The 21,274-nt window shown below is 70.6% G+C and carries 16 protein-coding genes; 5 read left to right on the top strand and 11 right to left on the bottom strand.

What is annotated here, in order from left to right; genetic code table 11:
* Positions 1-38: 38 nt before the first annotated feature.
* Positions 39-1,121 (bottom strand): FUSC family protein, encoded by a 1,083-nt coding sequence (locus tag AB5J50_RS35220; protein WP_369262507.1) that lies wholly within the window; start codon positions 1,119-1,121, stop codon positions 39-41.
* Between the two features lie 71 nt (positions 1,122-1,192).
* Between AB5J50_RS35220 and AB5J50_RS35215 the strand changes: the two genes are divergently transcribed.
* The gene (locus AB5J50_RS35215; protein WP_369262505.1) at positions 1,193-1,651 is read left to right on the top strand and encodes a MarR family winged helix-turn-helix transcriptional regulator; all 459 of its coding nucleotides are present in this window, start codon (positions 1,193-1,195) and stop codon (positions 1,649-1,651) included.
* A 123-nt stretch (positions 1,652-1,774) separates the two neighbouring features.
* Here the strand turns inward: AB5J50_RS35215 and AB5J50_RS35210 are convergent, their stop codons facing one another.
* Both AB5J50_RS35210 and AB5J50_RS35205 read right to left on the bottom strand, forming a co-directional pair.
* On the bottom strand, positions 1,775-3,133 hold the full coding sequence (locus AB5J50_RS35210) for a hypothetical protein (RefSeq protein WP_369262504.1): 1,359 nt from the start codon (positions 3,131-3,133) through the stop codon (positions 1,775-1,777).
* Positions 3,134-3,479: 346 nt separating this feature from the next.
* Positions 3,480-6,491, bottom strand: coding sequence for a glycoside hydrolase family 3 N-terminal domain-containing protein (locus AB5J50_RS35205; protein WP_369262502.1), 3,012 nt, complete (start codon positions 6,489-6,491; stop codon positions 3,480-3,482).
* Positions 6,492-6,624: 133 nt separating this feature from the next.
* Between AB5J50_RS35205 and AB5J50_RS35200 the strand changes: the two genes are divergently transcribed.
* The 3 genes from AB5J50_RS35200 to AB5J50_RS35190 are packed head-to-tail and all read left to right on the top strand — an operon-like array spanning position 6,625 to position 9,589.
* Positions 6,625-8,493, top strand: a complete 1,869-nt coding sequence (locus AB5J50_RS35200) for a ricin-type beta-trefoil lectin domain protein (protein WP_369262501.1) — start codon at positions 6,625-6,627, stop codon at positions 8,491-8,493.
* Positions 8,494-8,517: 24 nt separating this feature from the next.
* The gene (locus AB5J50_RS35195) at positions 8,518-9,027 is read left to right on the top strand and encodes a hypothetical protein (protein ID WP_369262500.1); all 510 of its coding nucleotides are present in this window, start codon (positions 8,518-8,520) and stop codon (positions 9,025-9,027) included.
* A 19-nt stretch (positions 9,028-9,046) separates the two neighbouring features.
* Positions 9,047-9,589 carry a hypothetical protein gene (locus AB5J50_RS35190; protein ID WP_369265600.1) on the top strand — a complete coding sequence of 181 codons (543 nt, stop codon included), beginning with the start codon at positions 9,047-9,049 and terminating at the stop codon, positions 9,587-9,589.
* 16 nt (positions 9,590-9,605) lie between these two features.
* Here AB5J50_RS35190 and cimA read toward each other — a convergent pair whose 3' ends face one another.
* From cimA to ureA, 7 genes are all read right to left on the bottom strand, one after another.
* Complete coding sequence (cimA, locus tag AB5J50_RS35185; RefSeq protein WP_369262499.1) at positions 9,606-11,210, bottom strand: citramalate synthase; 1,605 nt, start codon at positions 11,208-11,210, stop codon at positions 9,606-9,608.
* A 307-nt stretch (positions 11,211-11,517) separates the two neighbouring features.
* Positions 11,518-12,591, bottom strand: coding sequence for a TolB family protein (locus AB5J50_RS35180; protein ID WP_369262497.1), 1,074 nt, complete (start codon positions 12,589-12,591; stop codon positions 11,518-11,520).
* Positions 12,588-13,838: a TolB family protein gene (locus tag AB5J50_RS35175; protein ID WP_369262496.1), complete on the bottom strand. Its 1,251-nt coding sequence runs from the start codon at positions 13,836-13,838 to the stop codon at positions 12,588-12,590. The genes AB5J50_RS35180 and AB5J50_RS35175 overlap by 4 nt, the downstream gene beginning before the upstream one ends.
* A 183-nt stretch (positions 13,839-14,021) precedes the next feature.
* Positions 14,022-14,612, bottom strand: coding sequence for a TetR/AcrR family transcriptional regulator (locus AB5J50_RS35170; protein WP_369262494.1), 591 nt, complete (start codon positions 14,610-14,612; stop codon positions 14,022-14,024).
* 11 nt (positions 14,613-14,623) lie between these two features.
* Entirely contained in the window at positions 14,624-15,661 is a 1,038-nt protein-coding gene (locus AB5J50_RS35165) for an agmatine/peptidylarginine deiminase (protein ID WP_369262493.1), read from the bottom strand.
* Positions 15,662-15,687: 26 nt separating this feature from the next.
* Positions 15,688-17,385: an urease subunit alpha gene (locus tag AB5J50_RS35160; protein ID WP_369262492.1), complete on the bottom strand. Its 1,698-nt coding sequence runs from the start codon at positions 17,383-17,385 to the stop codon at positions 15,688-15,690.
* Complete coding sequence (ureA, locus tag AB5J50_RS35155; protein ID WP_369262490.1) at positions 17,382-18,077, bottom strand: urease subunit gamma; 696 nt, start codon at positions 18,075-18,077, stop codon at positions 17,382-17,384. The genes AB5J50_RS35160 and ureA overlap by 4 nt, the downstream gene beginning before the upstream one ends.
* Before the next feature lie 165 nt (positions 18,078-18,242).
* On the opposite strand from ureA, the gene AB5J50_RS35150 reads away from it, so the two are divergent.
* Positions 18,243-19,676, top strand: a complete 1,434-nt coding sequence (locus AB5J50_RS35150; RefSeq protein ID WP_369262488.1) for a cytosine permease — start codon at positions 18,243-18,245, stop codon at positions 19,674-19,676.
* 466 nt (positions 19,677-20,142) lie between these two features.
* On the opposite strand, the gene AB5J50_RS35145 is transcribed toward AB5J50_RS35150, so the two are convergent.
* A complete protein-coding gene (locus tag AB5J50_RS35145; RefSeq protein WP_369262486.1) occupies positions 20,143-21,231 on the bottom strand; it encodes a branched-chain amino acid aminotransferase in 1,089 nt (362 codons plus the stop codon).
* Positions 21,232-21,274 lie beyond the last annotated feature (43 nt).

Raw genomic sequence — 21,274 nt, 5'->3', positions numbered from 1 at the left:
CCCTCGCCGCCCGGCTGGTGGCATGCCGCCGGTGAGCGTTACGCGTGCCGGTGGCCGGTGTCCGGGAGGCGTGGGGATGAACTGCTGGGGCCCTGACGTCTTGGCGCCGGTACCGGGAGAAGCCACCATGCCGATGCCACCGCCAGTGCCGCGCCCAGTGCGATCGCTTCGAGGCGGGTCGGGAGGAGGCTCTGTGCGTCCTGGCCGTAGTAGCCGAGGAGGAGGGAGAGGGCGGTGGTCATGCCCGCCGCCCAGTACGCGTAGTTCAGTGGGCGCAGCCACAGGGCGACGGCCAGGACGACGAAGATCAGGACGACGGACGTCCGGCCGGTGATCCCGGCCACGGCGACTCCGGCGGCCAGTACCGTTCCTGCGCAGGCACCTACGAGGCGTTCAACTCCCTTGCGCACCACGTCATTTCGGCCTCGGTTGCCGCTCGCCGCCACATACGCCGTGAGGACCATCCACGGCCAGTGCTGGTCGAAGAGCAGCCGTCCGAGGGCGAAGGCCGCGGCGACGGCGGCCGCCATCTGCACGGCCATGCGTGCGCTCGGGCGGGGGCGCAGCCGGGAGGGACGCCGGGGGCGGTCCGGTGCGGGTTCGGGCCCCCAGGGGCCAAGGTGGTCGGCCAGCGCCTGGACCAGCCGGACACAGCCGCACGCCAGCAGCCCGATCAGCGCCGCCCAGCCCCAACTCACCAGCGCGGACTGGGCCCTGGGCGGCAGCGCGGGGCCCGGCACCACGAGCAGGGCGATCAGCGGCAGCGTCATCAGGGTGCCCGCCTTCGTCGCAGCCGGGCCGAAGCGGCGGATCCAGATCGGCAGGGAGATACCGAGGGTGAAGACGGCGGCGCCGGCAGCGTAGTGCTCCGCCACGAGGTGGCCGAGCAGGATCGAGACCCCGGCCACGGCGGGCAGCAGCACGAAGGACATGAGCCGTACGCGGGTGTCCGCGGTCCGCTGGACGCTCGCCAGGGGGAGGGTCAGGGCGACCGCGAGGACAAGGACGTCGGCGTGCAGTCCGGCGGCACCCTCCAGCCACAGGGCGACGGCCCAGCAGAGCAGCACGGCCGTCATGGTGAGCGACGCTTCGTAAGCATTGCGTATGAGTTTGACGGTCACCATGTCGATGGTAAGCGGGTAGGCGCCGCAATGACAGGTCGCAATCGTACGTAATCGCTTACGATCTCCTCATGGACCAGCTCTCCCGCGCCGCCCAGATCCGCCGCGGCATCGTGCGGCTCAACCGTCGGCTGCGGCAGGAGCGGGGCGACGGTGGGCTCAGCCCGAATCAGCTGGGGGTGCTCGGGCATCTGCGGCGGCACGGGCCGGCGACCCCCGGCGAGGTCGCGGCGGCCGAGCGGCAGCGGCCGCAGTCGCTGACCCGGGTCTTCGCCGAGCTGGAGGCGGACGGGCTGATCGCCCGGGAGCCCGGCACCGCCGACCGGCGCCAGTCCGTGCTCACGCTCACCGCGGAGGGGCGCCGCGCGCTGGAGCGGGACATGGCCGAGCGGGACGTCTGGCTGGCCGCGGCGCTCGGCACGCTGAGCGAGACTGAGCGCGAGGTGTTGCGGCTCGCGGGTGCGCTGATGGACCGGCTCGCGGACGCCGAGGTGTCCGAAGCCGACCGAACTACCGATCCCGGTAACTGAACTACCGGTCTCGGTAACGGAACCGCTGGTCCCGGTAACTCAACTGCTGGTCCCGGTGACTGAACTACCGCTCCCCATAAGGGACTTCCTCCGGTCCTGAAGGGCCGGCGCCGGCGCCCTCCCTCAGAAACCTCCGCCGAAGTCCCCTCCCCCGCCGAAGTCGCCGCCTCCGCCGTCCCCGAAGCCGCCGCCGAAGTCGCCGGGGTCGAAGTCGGAGCCCGAGACGTCGCCGCCGTCGTAGCCGGCGGCGCCGAAGTCGCCGTATCCGGAGCCGTAGTCGGCCGCGTAGGAGGGGCTGGACATCATGCTGCCCAACATCGTGCCGACGAGGAGGCCGGGCAGCACGCCGCCGCCGAAGTAGCCGCCCGCCCAGGGGCCGTACGCCGGGCCCGCGTCCCAGTACGGGCGGCGGCCGTAGTCCGTCTCGACCTCGCGGATCGCCGGGTCGGCGCCGTCGGCGAGGCGGGTCTGGTCCGCCGCGCAGACCGGGACCTCGCGGGATGCGCCGCCGGCGGGCGTCCAGGTCGCGTCGGCGACGGAGGGGCCGTGGCGCGGGTCGAAGAAGCAGGGGGCGCGGCGCTCGGGGATCGGGCGGCTCTCGCGGCGCGCGGCGAGCATCGTGAGCGAGAAACGGCCGTCCTCCAGGGACTGCGTGACCGCCCGTACGTCCTCGGGGCGCGTGGCCGCGGCCATGTACCCCTTCGCCTGCTCATACGCGTCCAGCGCGCGCTCGTAGTCAGCCCGCATCGCGTCGTCGGCGCCCGCTTCGGCCGGGTGGAAGTCGAGGCGGTCGAGTTCCTCGCCGAAGGCCGTGATGTCCTCGTCGACCACGACGCGGAGTTTGTCCAGTGCTTCCTGTTGTTCCCGCGCCTTACGGCGGCGGTCGCGGCGTACGAGGGTGTACGCGCCCGCGCCGCCCGCGACGACCACCGCCCCGAGCACGATCAGGGCGCCCGTGGAAACGCCGCTTCCCGTGTCTCCGCCGCCGCTCCAGCTCGCCGGGGCCGAGCCGCCGATGTTGATGATCGCGCGGTTCGTGAAGTCGTTCAGCTGGGTGTTCGTGTTGTTCTCGCCCTGGACGCTGGTGACGAGGTTCTGTACGGCGGTGCGGGGCATCACGGCGGAGTCGGCGCGGGCGTCGAAGAGGGTGCCGAGTCTGATGGCGTACAGGCCTGTGATGCCGGTGGAGGTGCGGAGGTTCTGGAAGAGGTTCTGGGTGGGGAAGTCTGCGGGGAGGACTGCGATGAGGATGGGCTTGTTCGCGTGCTCGATCTTCTTGGCCAGGGCGTCGGCGTCCGTGGTGGAGAGCTGGGCTGCGGCGGCGGGGTCTACGTAGACCGGGCTCTTTCTGAGGGCTGCTGCGATGGTGGAGATGTCGGTGGACGCGTGGGCGGTGAGGGCGGGGGTTGCAAGCGCCATCAGGGCGGCCAGCGTCAGTGCGATCAGCAGGCCTGGGAGTCCTCGGGTGAGTACGGCCTTCATGTCTTCGAAGCTACCCGAAGGTGCGCAAATCTGGACATTGGGGCTGACGGGAGCTCGGGGCTGGTATTTCGCCCCCGCCGCCCCTACCCGTCCCATCCCTGGGGGCTGCGCCCCCAGACCCCCCTAAAAGACTGCGCAGTTCCCCGCGCCCCTTTTAGGGGCGCGGGGAACTGCGCGAGCAACCCCCACCCACCCGCAGCCGAACGAACCAGGGCGGGCGGGGGACGGCGGGGCGAACTGCGCGACCAGCCCCCACCCACCCGCAGCCGACGAACTCACCCACGGGGTCTGGGGCGGAGCCCCAGGAGGATGGGACGGGTAGGGGCGGCGGGGGCGAGGAACGGCTTCAGGCGGCTCTGTATGCCTCCGTCAGGCTTGCGATCGCCGAGGCGTAGTGGCCGGTCAGTAGGAGGTGGTCGGCGTTGGCGAAGGGTTTGGTGGTGGTGGGGGCGAGGGTCTGGCCGAGTTTCTGCTGGACCAGGAGGCGGGCCTGGGTCACGGCGGCTCGGCCGGCTTCGGCGGAGCCGGTGCGGTCTGCGGCCTCGGCGGCCTTGGCGAGGGTCTTCAGGGTCGCCGTGCCGCCTGCGGGCACCTTGGTGAGGGTCGTCAGGCCCCAGCCGTACGGGAACTGCGGATCGTACGACGTGTCACCGACGTTGATCGGGAGCTGGGACTCCGACTTCGGCCAGGTGACCGGGAGCTGACCGGTGAACGCCCGCTTGCCGTACAGCACGTCCGCCACTCCGTCGCCCTCCGTTCCCGGCAGCCAGGAGGCGACCAGCGCGTCGATGCCGGCGAGACGGTCGCCGATCAGCTGCGGGCGGCCCGAAACGATCAGCACCGCACACTTCATGGCCGCGCACACCTTGTCGACGGCTTCCTTGTCGGCCGCGGTCAGTTCCAGGTCGTTGCCGTTGCCCACGTCGCCCACGCCCTCGGCGTACGGGGTCTCGCCGACGACCACCACGCCCACGTCGTAGCCGGCCGTAGGTGCCGAGGCGTCCTTCGAGTACGTGACGTCACCGCCCGCGCTTCGCATGCCCTCCAGGATCGTCGTGCCCTGGGTGACCGGGCCCGACGCGCCCTGCCACGTGATCGTCCAGCCGCCCGTCTGGTTGCCGAGGTCGTCGGCGTTCGATCCGGCGACGTACACCTTCTGGGACTTCTTCAGCGGCAGGACGCCGGCCGAGTTCTTCAGCAGGACCTGGGACTCGGCCGCCGCCTCGCGCGCCACCGCCCGGTGCGCGGGTGAACCGATTGCCGCCGCCCCACTCGTGTCGGCGTACGGCTTCTCGAAGAGGCCCAGCTTGAACTTCTGGGTGAGGATGCGCGAGACCGCGTCGGTCACCCGGCTCTCGCTCACCCTGCCCGCCTTCACCTCGTCGATCAGTGTCGTACGGAAGTCCTTGTACGCGTACGGGACCATGATCATGTCGAGACCGGCGTTGACGGACGTACGGACGTCGGACGCGTAGTCGCCGGGGATCTGGTCGATGGCCGCCCAGTCGCTGATGACGAAGCCGTCGAAGCCCATGCGGTCCTTGAGCACGCCGTTGATCATGTCCGCGCGGGCGTGCATCTTCACCGGGCCCTGCCCGTCGCCGAGGATGTCCAGCGAGGAGTAGGACGGCATGACCGAGCCGATACCGCGGTCGACCGCCGTCTGGTAGGGCGAGAGATGGATGGCCTCCAGCTGCTCGCGCGTGACCTTCGTGATGCCTTGGTCGATGGTGTACGAGCCCGTCGTGGACGAGCCGTACTCCGTGCCGCCGTCGCCGGCGAAGTGTTTGGCGGTGGCGAGCACCTTGTCGTCGTCCTTCAGGTCCTTGCCACTGCGGGCGCCTTGGAGGCCTTGGATGATCGTCTCCATGGACTTGACGAGCGCCGGGTCCTCACCGAAGGACTCGTACGAGCGGCCCCACCGTTCGTCGCGGGTCACACAGAGGCAGGGGGCGAAGTCCCACGGGATGCCGGTGGCGCGGACTTCCGATGCCGTCACCGCTCCTGTCCGCTCGGCGAGCCGGGGGTCGCGGGTCGCGCCGATGCCGATGTTGTGCGGCATGATCGTCGCGCCGGTGAGGTTGTTGTGGCCGTGCACCGCGTCCACGCCGTAGATCAGCGGGATCTGGAACCGTGTTGCCTGCGCCCGGAGTTGGAAGGCGTCGATCATCTTCGCCCAGGCCCCGGGGGTGTTGGGGGTGGGCGTGGAACCGCCGCCGGAGAGGAGCGAGCCGAGGTCGTACGTCGCGATGTCGCCTTGCGCCGTCAACGCGCCGCGCTCGGCCTGGGTCATCTGCCCGGCCTTCTCCTCCAGTGACATCCGCGACACGAGGTCGGCGACCCGCTTCTTGAGCGGCAGCTTCGCGTCCAGGTACGGCAGTCCGTGGGCGTCGATGACGACCTGCGGGGTCTCGGTGGGGGCCTTCGCGCCGGTGACCGTGAGCTTGAGGGGGATCGTCTCGGCCGGTTCGGCGGACTTGTCCTTCAGCGTGGACACCTGGACCGTGCGCGAGGCGCCGGACGCCGTGCCCGCCGGGAAGGTGATCTCGCCCTTGACCGGTGTGTAGTCCTTGCCGGACTCGGCGGTGCCGCCCGCGCTCTCGTACGCGACGGTCACGGGCTCGTCGATCGGGGCGGAGCCGGTGGTGGCGACGGATACCCGCACCGTGGCCGCGCCGCCCTCCTTCACCGGGTAGACGGCGGCATCCGTGCGGACGCTCGCCCGCAGGGACTGGTCCGCCTTGCCGTACAACTCGACGTCATCCATGGCGAACTGGCCCTTGACGCCGACCGGGAGCGTGACCGCGTACCCCCACATCCCGGTGAGACCGAGGACTTGGTCGATGCCGCCGACGGGCTGGTAGTCCGTGCGGTAGGTGAAGTCGGTGAAGGGGATCTCGATCTGTTTCCAGCCGCTGAAGTCGTCGGTGAAGGACGTCGTCCACAGTTCGGAGGCCTCGCCGTTGGCGCCGCCGTCCTTGATCTCGAACGCCGTCTTCTTGCCGGTGTTCCGGCCGTCCCACCAGAAGCGGATGCCCTTGTGCGCGGACCAGTCGTGGGCGGGCTGGCCGGCGGCGAAGTCGTGGGTGAAGCCGCCGTAGCCGCTGATGTCGTAGGTGCCGGTGAGGACCTCGGCGCCCTCGGGGGCGTCCGACCGTGCGGTCAGGGCGAGTTGGGGTGGGTCGTCGTTGTCGCTGCCCCAGGTGAAGATGCCCTCGGCGGGCTGGCCGGCGAAGGGCACCTCGCCTTCGAAACGGTCGACGGGGACAGGCGCGGGGTCGTCGGCCGCCTGGGACACGGCCGGTGACAGCAGCGCGGCCAACAGGGCGGTGGAGACGAGCAGGGCGGTTCTTGGCATGGACCTTCCCTCGGCTCTCGGGTCTCTGGTTCACTCTGGTTCGCACAGTTCACTCATGACTTAGATCACGCCGTGAGTTAACTAACGGCCCGCAGACCCGTCAAGACGTCTCGTCAGGAAGGGCGACGCTTTCATGTCCAGGAGAACCCCCCGCACGGCCCGGCTGTTACTGGCCGGACTGCTCTCCGTGGCCGGCCTCACCGCGGCCGTACCCCCCGCGCACGCGGCCGGTGAGCAAGTGACCGCCTGGCTCACCACCACGGACGACACCGGCGGGCGCCATGTCGTCCGCGGGCTCCAGGCGCAGACCCCGTTCGCCTTCCAGTCCGGCAGCGGTGGCAGCGGCGAGAACATCACCGTCGACGAGAACACCCGCTATCAGACCTTCACCGGCGGCGGCGCCTCCTTCACCGACACCGCCGCCTGGCTGATGAACAGCAGTGGCGCGCTGACGCAGGCCACGCGGGACGCGACCATGCGGAAGCTGTTCTCGCCGACGGACGGCATCGGGCTGTCGTTCCTGCGCAATCCGATGGGCGCGTCGGACCTGGCGCGGTACGGGTACTCGTACGACGACGTGGCGGCCGGGCAGACCGACCCCAACCTGGCGTCGTTCTCGATCGCGCACGACCTGGCCGACGTGGTGCCGCTGACCAAGCAGGCGCTCCAGCTGAACCCCTCCCTGACCGTGATGGCCTCGCCGTGGACCGCGCCCGCCTGGATGAAGGACAGCGGGTCGCTCAACGGGGGCTGGCTGAAGTCCGAGGACTACGGGGCGTACGCGAACTACTTCGTCAAGTACCTTCAGGCGTACAAGGATCAGGGCGTTCCGGTGTCGTACGTGACCGTCCAGAACGAGCCGACGTGCTGTTCCGGCTATCCGTCGATGAGCTGGAACGCCTCGGGCCTTGCGTACTTCACGAAGAGCGAGCTGCTGCCGAAGCTCCAGGCGGCCGGGCTGTCCACCAAGGTCCTTGCCCACGACTGGAACTGGGACGTGTACGACTCCTACGCGGCCTCGACCGTCGACGACGCGGCGGTCCGCTCGCACCCGAACTTCGGTGGGATCGCCTGGCACGGCTACGGCGGTGACGTCACCAAGCAGACCACCGTCCACAACCAGTACCCCACGCTGGACGCCTTCGGCACCGAGCACTCGGGCGGCACCTGGATCGCCAACCAGCAGCGCGAGGACATGTCCAACATCATCGACTACACCCGGAACTGGGCGAAGTCGGTCACGAAGTGGTCGCTTGCCGTGGACCAGAACATGGGCCCGCACAACGGCGGTTGCGGCACCTGCACCGGGCTGATCACCGTGCACAACGGGGACGGCGCGAGCGGGACCGTCGACTACACGATCGAGTACTACACCATGGGCCACCTGACGAAGTTCGTACGGCCGGGTGCCCAGCGGATCGCCTCCACCGCGTCCACCGCCGTGCCGAACGTGGCGTGGCGCAACCCTGACGGCAGCAAAGCGCTCATCGCGTACAACGACGCTTCGACCGCCAAGACGGTCACCATCAACTGGGGCTCGCAGCACGCGACTTACTCCCTGCCCGGCAAGACGTCCGCCACCTTCACCTGGTCGGGGACGCAGGCCGGGGGCGGCAGCCAGACCGGGGCATTCGTGGGGCTCGCGAGCAAGTGCCTTGATGTGGCCGGGGGTTCGAGCACCAACGGCACGGCGGTGCAGCTCTACGACTGCAACGGGTCGACCGCGCAGCAGTGGACGGTGCAGACCGACGGGACGGTGCGGGCGCTCGGCAAGTGCCTTGACGTGACGTCGGCTTCGACCGCCGACGGCGCGAAAGTCCAGTTGTACGACTGCAATGGAACCGGTGCACAGCAGTGGTCGTACAACTCCGCCACCGGTGATGTGGTGAACACGGCGGCGAACAAATGCCTCGACGTGACCGACAACTCGTCGGCGAACGGGGCGCGGGCACAGATCTGGTCGTGCACCGGAGCCGCCAACCAGAAGTGGCACTTGCAGTAGCCACGTCGGCGGAGGGGTGGAGGCATGAGGCGTACGGGGGTGGCTGCGGTGGGTGCGGTCGCGGGGTGTCTGCTGCTCGGCGGGTGCAGCCCGGCACAGCTGTCGCTCGCGGCCGTCCGGCTGGACGGGGACGGCACGCCGGTCGCCACCGTGCGGCTGTGCGGCGGGGACCACGGCAGTCGGGCGGAACTGCACAGTTGGCCCACCGACGACGCGGACGCCAGTGAGCCGGCCACCGAGGACACCGGCTGGTGGCCGGACTACGGCGAGCAGGTCGAGGTCTCCACGGCGACGTTCCCGCTCTTCTCACCGCCCGCCGCCTGGCACACGGAGGCGACCGGGCCGCAGCGGCTGCGGCCCGGCCGCACCTATGCCCTCGATGTCACCGGCCCCCGCTCCGGCTGGTCCCCGTACGACGTCTGGGTCTACTTCACCACCGAGGATCTGAACCGGCTGAAGCCCGGCCAGGTCTGGGCCGACAGCCGTGCGATGAGCCGGGACGCCTTCGACGACCTTGTCGACGACAAGTGCTGAGGAGCGCGCGGTGACGTGGATGCGACGACGCGAGGCGGCGGTGGCCGGTCCGACGACTCGGAGACGGCGCCGCGTGGCGGCGATAGCGGGTGTCGTGGGTGCGCTGGCGCTGTTGAGCGGGTGCGGAGCCGAGCTGCGCCCCTTGGCCGCGGTCTACCTGGACGCGTCCGGCGCCCCACGGGCGCTGCTGCGGCCGTGCGGCGACGACCTCGTCCAGGGGCTCGGCCTCACCGGCGTGCCGGACACGGCGGACACCGGCTCCGATTCCGTACGCAACCGCTCCGGCTGGGAGGTCCCCGGCAAGCGGCACGGCTCCGACGCCGGCTTCCCGCTCTTCTCGCCGCCACGGCAGTGGCACAGCCGTGCGGCCGGGGAGCAGCGGCTGGTGCCGGCGTACACGTACGAACTCGCCTTCGGGAAGGCCGAGTACAACTACGAGTACACCGGCACGGTCACCTTCCGGCCCGCCGACCTGAACCGGCTCAAGCCCGGCCAGGTCTGGGCCGACGACCGTGCCATGAGCCTCGGCGAGTTCGAGAGACTCGCCGAGGACTCGTGCTGACGCGTCGCCGGATCCGCTACGCCGCGGGCTCCACCCCGGCCCGCAGCAGCCCGTACGTGTACGCGTCCTCCAGCGCCTGCCAGGACGCGGCGATGACGTTCTCGCCGACGCCCACCGTCGACCACTCGCCGGTGCCGTCCGAGGTGGAGATCAGGACGCGCGTCGTGGACTGGGTGCCGTGCTTGCCCTCAAGGATGCGGACCTTGTAGTCGACGAGCTCCAGCTTGGCGAGCTGGGGGTAGATCTTCTCCAGGGCGACCCGGAGCGCGCGGTCGAGGGCGTTGACCGGGCCGTTGCCCTCGGCGGTGGCGACGATGCGCTCGCCCTTGGCGAAGAGTTTGACCGTGGCCTCGTTGGCGTGGGTGCCGTCGGGGCGGTCCTCGACGATGGCCCGCCAGGACTCCACCTGGAAGTACGAGCGGGCCTTGCCCTCGGCCTCCGCGCGGAGCAGGAGCTCGAAGGACGCGTCGGCCGCCTCGTACGTGTAGCCCTGGAGCTCGCGCTCCTTCACGCGTTCCACGACCCTGCCCACCAGCTCGCGGTCGCCGCTGATGTCGATGCCGAGCTCTTTGCCCTTGAGCTCGACGGAGGCGCGGCCCGCCATGTCGGAGACCAGCATCCGCATGGTGTTGCCGACCTGCTCGGGTTCGATGTGCTGGTACAGGGCCGGATCGACCTTGATCGCGGAGGCGTGCAGGCCCCCCTTGTGGGCGAAGGCGGAGACGCCCACGTACGGCTGGTGCGTGGCGGGGGTGAGGTTGACGACCTCGGCGATCGCGTGCGAGATCCTCGTCATCTCGCGCAGGGCGCCTTCGGGGAGCACCTTCTTGCCGTACTTCAGCTCCAGGGCCGCCACCACGGGGAACAGGTTCGAGTTGCCGACCCGCTCGCCGTAGCCGTTGGCCGTGCACTGCACGTGGGTCGCGCCCGCGTCCACCGCGGCCAGGGTGTTCGCGACCGCGCAGCCCGTGTCGTCCTGGGCGTGGATGCCGAGCCGGGCGCCGGTGTCCGCGAGGACCGTGGCGACGACCGCCTGGACCTGGGCCGGGAGCATGCCGCCGTTCGTGTCGCAGAGCACCACCACGTCGGCGCCCGCGTCCGAGGCCGCGCGGACCACGGCCTTCGCGTACTCGGGGTTCGCGCGGTAGCCGTCGAAGAAGTGCTCGCAGTCGACGAAGACCCGGCGGCCTTGGGAGCGGAGGTAGGACACTGTGTCGCGGACCATCTCCAGGTTCTCTTCGAGGGTGGTCCGCAGGGCGAGTTCCACATGGCGGTCGTGGGACTTCGCCACCAACGTGATCACCGGGGCGCCGGACTCCAGCAGCCCCTTGACCTGCGGGTCCTCGCTCGCCTTGGCTCCCGCGCGGCGGGTGGAGCCGAACGCCACCAGCTGGGCGTGCTTGAAGTCGATCTCCTGCTGGGCGCGGGCGAAGAACTCGGTGTCGCGCGGGTTGGCGCCGGGCCAGCCGCCCTCGATGAAGCCCACCCCGAAGTCGTCCAGGTGCCGTGCGATGGCCAGCTTGTCCGCCACGGTGAGGTTGATGCCCTCACGCTGCGCGCCGTCGCGCAGGGTCGTGTCGAAGACGTGGAACGAATCGTCGAGCTCGCTGGTTTCGGTCATGGTTTCGGCTCCTGATGTCGGATCTCGGTCTGTACCGGAATGACCGGCTCCACCGTCCCCCAATACTCCCTCGCGCTCTCTTCCCGGCTTGAGGTGGGCCAGGAAAACGAAAAACCTCTCGCGGGTGCGAGAGGTCTGCGCGCGGGTCGAGGACGACGGTGTCCGCCCGTACGTGGTGGTACGTGGCGGTCACTGCGGACCGGCGCGCCTGCTGCCAATAATCATGGCGAACGAGAGCACGGGGGCAGTCTGGCACATACCGCCCCCGTGCTCACGGGGTGTCTCAGGATGCGAACAGCGTGTTGGTTCAGCGCACGGTGAGGAACACGTCCGAGACCCCGTTGGTGTCCCCCGGCACCAGGTCGTCTGCCGTGGAGCTGAAGACGACGGCACGGCCGCGCCGGGTGACCGCGCCCGGAAGGGCGGTCGCGCCCGCCGGGCCGACGGTGTGACGTTCGCCGGTGCGCCGGTCGAGCAGCACCAGCCCGTCGTCCTCGGTCAGCAGGACGTGCCGCAGGGTGCTGTCGGCCGCGTCGGCGACCCCGTCGGCGATCCGCTGGACCCGGTCGGTGCGCAGGTCGCGTACGTATGTAGCCGAAGTCCCGTCTTCCGCCCGGGAGTTGAAGAGGACCCGGCTGGCGTCGGCGGAGAGCTGGACGAGACCGGCCGAGGTCCCCGTGTCCACCCGGCGCGTCTCGCCCGTGTCGCGGTCCTTGACGTAGACCTGGACGACGGCGCCCTGGCCGGTGCGGACGAGCAGGCCGTACGCGACGGTGCGGCCGTCCGCGCTGAGCGAGGCGCCCACGATCATGCCTTCGGGTGGCAGCGGCGAGATCTGCTCGTCGGTGCCGGTGGCCAGGTCGCGGACGTACAGCACGCGGGCGTACTGGTCACCGGCCCGATTGCCGATCGTGTACGCCACCTGCCGGCCGTCGGCGCTGATCGCGGCGGCCTCGCCCAGTTCGTAGGAGGCGGTGTCGGGCAGTTGGGCCGGCCACAGCTGCTGTGTCTCCCCGGTCACACGATCGTAGACGTACGGCTTCGGGTAGCGGTTGCCGTTGGAGTACGCGACGCGGCGGCCGTTCGCGCTGAGCACCGCGTGCGTGGTGTAGAGCATGTCCTCGGGCACCTGGGTCAGCGTCCCGGTGCGCAGGTCCTTCACGTACACGCGGGTGTCGTAGCCGCCCGTGGGGTCCGCCGAGATGAACACGGCGTACCGGCCGTCGGCGCTGACCGTGCCGCCGGAGGACGCGGCCGTGAGCTGGACACCGCCGGTGCCGGTGCTCACCCGCTCGGTCCGCTCCGGCGCGGCCTGGGCGGGGGTCACGGTCAGGGTGAGCGCGGCGGCCAGGGCGGCGGCGCTCCACAGCGACGGTCTCATCGGTTCCCCTCCAGTTCGCGTACGAAGATGTCGTCGACCCCGTTGCCGTCGCCGGGGACGAGGTTCGTGGCCGCGGAGGAGAAGGCGGCCCGGTTCCGGCCGAGCGACACCGTGCCCGCGGCGCCGTCCGCCTGGGTGCCCTCGGCGGCGGTGCTCACGCGCTCGACGGCGCCCGTCCGCAGGTCCTTGACGAAGACGTCGGCGACGCCGTTGGTGTCGCCGGGGACCAGGTTGTCGGCGGTGGAGACGAAGGCGACGCGGCGGCCGTCGGCGCTCAGAACCGCGCCCTGGCTCGGGCCGTCGGGCGGGGTCCCGTCGGCGGCGGTGCTCACGCGTACGGTGGTCTGCCGGTCGCGGTCGAAGACGAACACGTCGGTGAAGAAGTCGGTGTCTCCGGGCACGAGCGAGTTCACGTTGGAGGAGAAGGCCACCAGTCGGCCGTCGGCGCTGACGGTTCCGCCCCACGAGCTCTTCTTGTAGACGAAGCGGGTGGGCAGGCTCACCTGCTCCGTGGTGCCTTTCGCCCGGTCGCGCACATACACGTTCAGGGCGTGGGTGTAGTCGTGCGAGGGGTCCAGCTGATCCGCCGTGTCGAAGACGACGAACCGGCCGTCCGCACTGAACGAGGTCGCCCCGGAGTCGCTTTCGCCGAGGGTGCCGTCGGTGCGGTACTGGATCAGCTCGGTGCGGCCGGTCCTGCGGTCGAGGACGATCGCGTCGTCCCGGCCGTTGGTGTCGCCGGGCGCGGCGTCCGGGGCCGAGGTGGTGTACGACACGAACCGGCCGTTCGCGCTGATCACGGGCGAATAGTTGAGCCGGTAGCGAGGCGGTGCGTCCGGGTGGCCGGCGCTGATGCGCTGGGTTCGGTGTGTTCTGCGGTCGTGGAGGTAGATGTCGTCGAGGCCGTTGTCGTCGCCCTTCGCGAGTGCGGCGGTGGTGGCGAAGACGACGTAGCGGCCGTCCGCACTGATCGCGGGGTGGTCGGCCGGGCCCTCGGCGACGCGCTGGGTGCGGCCGGTCCGCAGGTCGCGTACGAAGACGTCCGCGACACCGTTCGTGTCCCCGCGCACGAGGTTGCCGGCGGCCGAAGTGAACGCCACATAGCGGCCGTTGGCGCTGATCGCGGGCGCGGCGGACGCGCCGTCGCCCTCAAGTCCGCCGGTGGCGGTACTGATCCGCTCGACGCGTGGTGCGTGCGGGGCCGCCATGGTGGTCGGGACGGCGGCTCCGACGAGCCCGAGCGCCATGGCGGCACCTAAGGACACACGTGCAGCAGTGGACATGATTTCCCCCGGAATCCTGTCGGCCCCCGGTCCCGCACCGGGGGCTCATCCGGATGCAACCGCACCACGCACCCCGGGTCAATGCGTTCGATTACGTACAACCCGGGCGGCTGATCGACCGTCCGCGAACCCCGGAAGCCACCGCTGTCAGCCGAGCGACTCGTCCAGGAACTCCCTTACGTGGGACAGGATCTGGGCACGGTCGGTGCCGCGCAGGCCGATCGCCACATGGATGGAGAAGCCGTCGAGCAGGGCGCGCAGCCGGGCGGCGAAACGGTCCGGGTCGACGGCGCGGAACTCGCCGTGCGAGACACCCTCGGCGATCAGCGCCACCAGGTCGCGGTGCCAGGCGCCCTCGATGGCGACCTGTCGCTCACGGGCGTCGTCGTCGGCGTTCTGCGAGCGGTTCCAGACCTCCAGCCAGAGCGTCCAGTGCGGGTCGCGGTGGCCGTCGGGGACGTACAGGTCGACGTACGTGTCGAGGCGTTCGCGGGCGGTTCCCCGTGCGGCCAGCACTCGGCTCCGCTCGGCGCCGAGCCGGCCCTCGCTCCACTCCAGGGTCTGCAGCAGCAGCTCGTCCTTGGAGTGGAAGTAGTAGAGGAGATGGCCGCTGCTCATGCCGACCTCGCGGCCGAGCGCCGCCATGGTGAGCTTCTCCAGACCGCGCTCGGCGATCATGTCCATGGCGGCGGCGAGCACGTCCTCCCGCGGGGGCGCGTTCTTTCGCGCACCGGCCATCGCCCGACTCCCTAGATCTTCGGCTGCTGCTGGGTGATGCAGTGGATTCCGCCGCCACCCGCAAAGATCGTACGTGCGTCCACCAGTGTCACCGTCCGCTCCGGGAACAGCCGCCGGAAGATCCCGGCCGCGATCTCGTCGCGCGGGTCGTCGAAGCCGCAGAGCACGACGCCGCCGTTGCAGAGGTAGTGGTTGATGTAGGAGTAGTCGGCCCAGTGGCCGTCGGCCTTCAGAACGGTCGGGGCCGGGACCTCGACGACCTCCAGACGGCGGCCGCGCGCGTCGGTCTGCCCCTTGAGCAGGCCGATGATCTCCTTGCTGACCTCGTGGTCGGGGTGCGCCGGGTCCTGCTGGGAGTGCGCGACGATCACGCCGGGGCGCGCGAAGGCGGCGACGATGTCGACATGGCCGAGCGTGCCGAAGCCGTACGGCGGATAGTCGCCGGTCAGTCCGCGCGGCAGCCAGATCGCCTTGCGGGTGCCGAGCTGGGCGTGGATCTCCGCCTCGACCTGTTCGCGGGTCCAGTCGGGGTTGCGCTCGGGGCCGAGTTGCACGGTCTCGGTGAGCAGCACGGTGCCCTCGCCGTCGACGTGGATCGCACCGCCCTCGTTGACCAGGTTCGAGGCGTACGTACGCGCTCCCGCGAGGTCGGCGACGTACGCACCGATCTTGGAGTCGTGCTCCCAGCGGGCCCAGTCCTGGGCGCCCCAGCCGTTGAACGTCCAGTCCACGGCGGCGAGTTCACCCTTCCCGTTGGTGAGGAAGGTGGGGCCTATGTCGCGCATCCAGGCGTCGTCGAGTTCGCGCTCGACGGTGTCGATGCCGGGGCCGAGGAGTGCGGCGGCCTCCCGGGACTGGCCGGGACCGCAGACGACCGTGACCGGCTCGAAGCGGCGGATCGTCCGGGCCACTGCCGCCCAGGCCGCCCGCGACTCCGCGAGGTCGTCCGGGTTGTCGAAGGTGGGGTTCGGGCCCGGCCACGCCATCCAGGTGCGCTCGTGCGGGGTCCACTCGGCGGGCATGCGGAAGCCGTCGGCGGCAGCAGACATCGGGGGGTCCTTAGGGGCGGTGAACATCAGAGGAAGTAAAGGCGGTTGAGGGATACGGAGTCGGCGGGCTCGGAGCGCAACGGGTCGCCGTCGAGGGTGACCAGTCCGGTGCGCTGGTCGACATCGACGGCTCCGGTACGGGAGTTGAGCCGCAGGTCGGCGGGTCCGATCCCGCGGGTGCCGCGCACGGCGACCCGCCGGCGGCGCGTCGGCATGCGGTCGTTGCCCTGGTCGAGCGCAGCCTGCGCGACGAAGGCCACCGAGATCTCGGCGGGTGTCGCGCCGTGCGCCCCGAACTGCGGTCCCAGCACGAGGGGTTCGCAGGTGTCGGTCGCCGCGTTGGGGTCGCCGACAACTCCGTACGCCGGGAAGCCGGACTTCAGCACGAGCTGCGGTTTGGCGCCGAAGTACTCGGGCCGCCAGAGCACGATGTCGGCGAGCTTGCCGACCTCGATGGAGCCGACCTCGTGGGCGAGGCCGTGCGCGATGGCGGGGTTGATGGTGAGCTTGGCCATGTAGCGCAGGACGCGTTCGTTGTCGTGGTCCTCGGGGGCGCCGAGCTCGGCCTTCATCTTTCCGGCCATCGCGAAGGTGCGGCGTACGGTCTCGCCCGCGCGGCCCATGCCCTGCGCGTCCGACGAGGTGATGCCGATCGCGCCCAGGTCGTGCAGCACGTCCTCGGCGCCCATCGTGCCGGCCCGGATCCGGTCGCGGGCCATGGCCGCGTCGCCGGGCAGATCGGTCTTCAGGTCGTGGACGGAGACGATCATCCCGTAGTGCTCTGCGACCGCGTCGCGGCCGAAGGGCAGGGTGGGGTTGGTGGAGGAGCCGATGACGTTCGCGACTCCCGCCATTTTCAGGACATTGGGCACGTGACCGCCGCCGCAGCCCTCGATGTGGAAGGCGTGAATCGTCCGCCCGTCGAGGACGCGCAGCGTGTCCTCGACCGACAGGCACTCATTCAACCCGTCGCTGTGCAGGGCGACTTGGACGTCGTGCTCCTCGGCGACCCGCAACGCGGTGTCGAGGGCGCGGGTGTGGGCGCCCATGTCCTCGTGGACCTTGAAGCCGCTCGCGCCGCCCTCGGCGAGGGCCTCGACCAGGGGCGCGTCGGAGGACGACGAACCCCGGCCCAGGAAGCCGATGTTGACCGGCCAGGCGTCGAAGGCGCTGAAGGCGTGGCGCAGCGCCCAGGGGGAGTTGACGCCGACGCCCCACACGGGCCCGAACTCCTGGCCGATGATCGTGGTCACGCCGGAGGCGAGCGAGGCCTCCATGATGCGCGGCGACAGCAGGTGGACGTGGGTGTCGACGGCTCCGGCGGTGGCGATCAGCCCCTCGCCCGAGACGATCGAGGTCCCCGTACCGACCACCACGTCCACTCCGTCGAGGGTGTCGGGGTTTCCGGCCCGCCCGATCGAGCAGATCCGCCCCTCGCGGATGCCGATGGAGACCTTGCGGATCCCCTGGACCGCGTCGATCACCACGACATTGCTGATGACGACGTCGCAGGTCTCACGGACGGCGGCGGCCTTGAGGTGCAGCCCGTCGCGGGCGGTCTTGCCGAAGCCGGCGAGGAACTCGTCGCCGTACTTCTGGGCGTCGGACTCGACGCGGATGGTCAGCCCCGAGTCGCCGAGGCGGACGCGGTCGCCGGCGCGGGGGCCGTGGGTGGCGGCGTAGGCGTAGGGATCGACGCCGCTCATCGGTTCGGCGTTGCTCATCGGTCTGCTCCCTGAGGCTCGGCTCCCAGATATCCGCAGGCGGCGGCCCTGCGCAGGGCTTCTTCCTTCGCTCCGGGCGCGTCCAGCGGCCCGTCGACCAGACCGGCGAACCCGATGGCGATCCGCTCGCCGCCGATCGGCACGAGCCCGACCTCGACGCTCTCCCCCGGCCCGAAGCGCACGGACGAACCGGCGGGCACGGCGAGCCGCCTCCCGTAGGCCTTCTCCCGTACGAAGTCCAGGCGCGGATTGGCCTCGAAGAAGTGGAAGTGGGAGGTCACGGAGACGGGCACGGTCGCGGTGTTCGTCACCGTCAGCCGTACGACCGCCTCGGGCTCGGTGTGCGCGGGCCCGGGCAGCAGCGCGCCCGGCGCCTGGTCCCCCAGCCCGCCGCCGATGGGGTCGGAGACCACCGCGAGCCGCGAACCGTCGTCGAAGACGGCCTCGACATGCACCTCGGTGACGACGTCCGCGACGCCCGGCAGGACGTCGTCGGGGCCGAGTACGGACCGGGCCGCCTCAATGGCCTGCGCGAGCCGGCGCCCGTCGCGGGCGGCCTCGCACACGGTGTCCGCGATGAGCGCGGTGGCCTCCGGCACATTGAGCCTCAGGCCGCGCGCCTTGCGGGCCCGGGCCAGTTCGGCGGCCGAGAACAGCAGCAGCCGGTCACGTTCCGTGGGGGTCAGTCTCACGTCCCGACACCTCCTTGCCTTCCTCGCTTTAGAGCATCACTCTAAACGGAGGATTCATGAAACGGAAACATTGACGGGCGACCTTCGAAGACGTCACATTGAACGTCGCTCTAACTTTTAGAGCGTCGCTCAGAACTCTCAGGCGGCCGTCGAAGGAGACCAGCCATGCCGATCGAACAGCGCGGAGTCGACACCATCCCGGACGAGGAGCGCACCAGCGGGCCACGCGATCTGATGTCGATCCTGCTCGGCTCCAACCTCTGCCTGGGCGTGATCATCTTCGGCTGGCTGCCGCCGTCCTTCGGGCTCGACTGGTGGTCGTCGGTGAGCTCGATCGTGGCGGGCACGGTGATCGGCACGGCACTGACGGCGCCGCTCGCCCTGGTGTCACTCCGTACCGCGACGAACCTCTCCACCTCCTCCGGCGCCCAGTTCGGCGTACGGGGACGGCTGGTCGGCTCGGTCGTCGGCCTGCTCCTCGCGCTCGGCTACACCGCGCTGACCGTGTGGATCGGCGGCGATGTGATGGTGAGCGTGCTCGGCCGGCTGTTCGGGCTGCCGGACAACGGATTGTCGTACGCCGTCGTCTACGCGCTGCTGGCGGTGGCGACGGTGGCGGGCGCGGTGTACGGCTACCGGGTGCTGCTGGCCATGTCCCGCGTCCTGGCGATCGGCATGACGGCCCTGCTGGTCGTCGGCGTGATCGCGTACGCCCCGCACTTCACCACCGCAGCGCTTCCGGAGACCGGCGGCTACCTGCTCGGCTCCTTCTGGCCGACGTGGCTGCTGGCGGCGGTGGCGGCGGGCCTGTCGGGCCCCATCGCCTTCATCACCCTGCTTGGCGACTACACCCGCTACATCTCCCCGTCGCGCCACTCCTCCCGCACGGTTCTGCACGCCACGTGGCTGGGCCTGATCGCCGGTCTCCTGGTCCCGCAGCTCTTCGGCACCTTCACGGCGTACGCGGCCCGCGCGGCCCTCGACTACGCGGGCCCGCTGGTCGCCGCGTCCCCCACCTGGTACCTGGTCCCGCTGCTGCTGGCCGCCTCCGCGGGCTCGGTCGGCAACGCGGGCCTGATGCTCTACTCCATGGGCCTCGACCTCGACGCGATCCTGCCCCGCGCCTCACGTGCCCGGGCCACCTGCACCGTCGCTGTCGTCGCCACCGTCTGCGTCTTCGTCGGCCATTACGCGTGGGACGCGCAGTCCGCGATGACGTCCTTCGTGCTCCTGCTCACCGCGATCGGCACGCCCTGGGCCGTCATCACCCTCATCGGCTTCGCCCGCTGCCGCGGCGTCTACGACCCGGACGCCCTCCAGGTCTTCAACCGCCGCTCGCGGGGCGGCATCTACTGGTACCGGGGCGGCTGGAACATCCAGGCCGTGGTGGCGTGGACCCTCGGCGCGTTCACCGGTCTCCTCGCGGTGTCCCTTCCCTCGTACGAGGGTCCGCTGCTGTCGCTGACGGGCGGGGTGGACTGCAGCTTCCTGCTGTCGGGCGTGGTCGGCGGTCTGGTGTACCTCGCGCTCACACCCCGGCAGACGCCAGTCGGCCCCCAGGCCCGGGAGGAACTCGCTCGCGCGGAGAGCGGACGTTAGGTCGACTGCGGGGGTGGGGGGTTGCTTGTTTGACTGCGGGCCGGTGGGGGCTGGTCGCGCAGTTCCCCGCGCCCCTTGGGTGGGGGTGGGTGAGGGTTGTTCGTTTGACTGCGGGCCGGTGGGGGTTGCTCGCGCAGTTCCCCGCGCCCCTTGGGTGGGGGTGGGTGAGGGTTGTTCGTTTGACTGCGGGCCGGTGGGGGTTGCTCGCGCAGTTCCCCGCGCCCCTTGGGTGGGGGTGGGTGAGGGTTGTTCGTTTGTCTGCGGTGGGTGGGGGTTGCCCGCGCAGTTCCCCGCGCCCCTGAAGGGGCGGGGCTGCGCCCCGCGATCCCACGCCCGCCCCCCGTTTTTCAGGGGCGCGGGGAACTGCGCAATCTTTTGGCGGGGGTCTGGGGGCGCAGCCCCCAGGGATGGGACGGGTAGGGGCGGCGGGGGCGAAGAACCCCAGCGCGGCCCCCGTCCAGGTCGGTCAGGTCAGCGGGTGCATCCAGCCGTGCTTGTCCTCGCTGACACCGCGCTGGATGTCGAGCAGCGCCTCGCGCAGCCGCAGCGTGACCTTGCCGGGCTCCCCACCGGCCTGCTGCCACTCGGCGCCGGTGCGCTTGACCGTGCCGACGGGGGTGATGACGGCGGCGGTGCCGCAGGCGAAGACCTCCGCCAGCGTGCCGTTCTCCGCGTCGCGCTGCCACTGGTCGATGGAGACACGGCCCTCCTCGGCCTCGTAACCGAGGTCGCGGGCGAGGGTGAGGAGGGAGTCACGGGTGACGCCCTCCAGGATGGAACCGGTGAGAGTCGGGGTGATGATCTTGTTCCCGTACACGAAGTACAGGTTCATGCCGCCGAGTTCCTCGATCCACTTGCGCTCGACCGCGTCGAGGTAGCAGACCTGGGCGCAGCCCTTCTCGGCGGCCTCGGCCTGGGCGAGCAGGGACGCGGCGTAGTTGCCGCCGGTCTTGGCGTCGCCCATGCCGCCGGGCACGGCGCGGACGTGGTCCTCGGAGACCCAGATGGAGACGGGCTTGACGCCGCCCGGGAAGTAGGCGCCGGCCGGCGAGGCGATGACGAGGAAGAGGTACTCGTTGGCGGGCTTCACGCCCAGGCCGACCTCGGTCGCGATCATGAACGGGCGCAGGTACAGGGACTCCTCGCCACCGTGCGCCGGGACCCAGTCGCGGTCCTGCTGGACCAGCACGTCACAGGCCTCGATGAACGTCTCGACCGGCAGCTCCGGCATGCCGAGCCGGCGGGCGGAGGTCTGGAAGCGGCGGGCGTTCTTCTCAGGGCGGAAGGTGGCGACCGAGCCGTCGGCCTGCCGGTACGCCTTGAGGCCCTCGAAGATCTCCTGCGCGTAGTGCAGGGTCATGTTCGCCGGGTCGAGGGAGAGCGGACCGTACGGAACGAGCTGGCCGTCGTGCCAGCCGCGGCCCTCCGTCCACTTGATCGTCACCATGTGGTCGGTGAAGTGGCGGCCGAACCCGGGGTTGGCCAGGATCGCCTCGCGCTCCGCGTCGGAGAGCGGACTGGCGGAGGGCTTGAGCTCGATCGTGGGCTGCGTCATGAGTGGTTGTCCTTCACCGGTTGTATGTGACGGGCCGCATTGC

The organism is Streptomyces sp. R35 (genome assembly GCF_041053035.1).
GTDB classification, from domain to species: Bacteria; Actinomycetota; Actinomycetes; order Streptomycetales; family Streptomycetaceae; genus Streptomyces; species Streptomyces lutosisoli.
The sequence above is the reverse complement of the archived record's forward strand: the minus strand, read 5'-3'. Positions and strand labels throughout refer to the sequence as shown.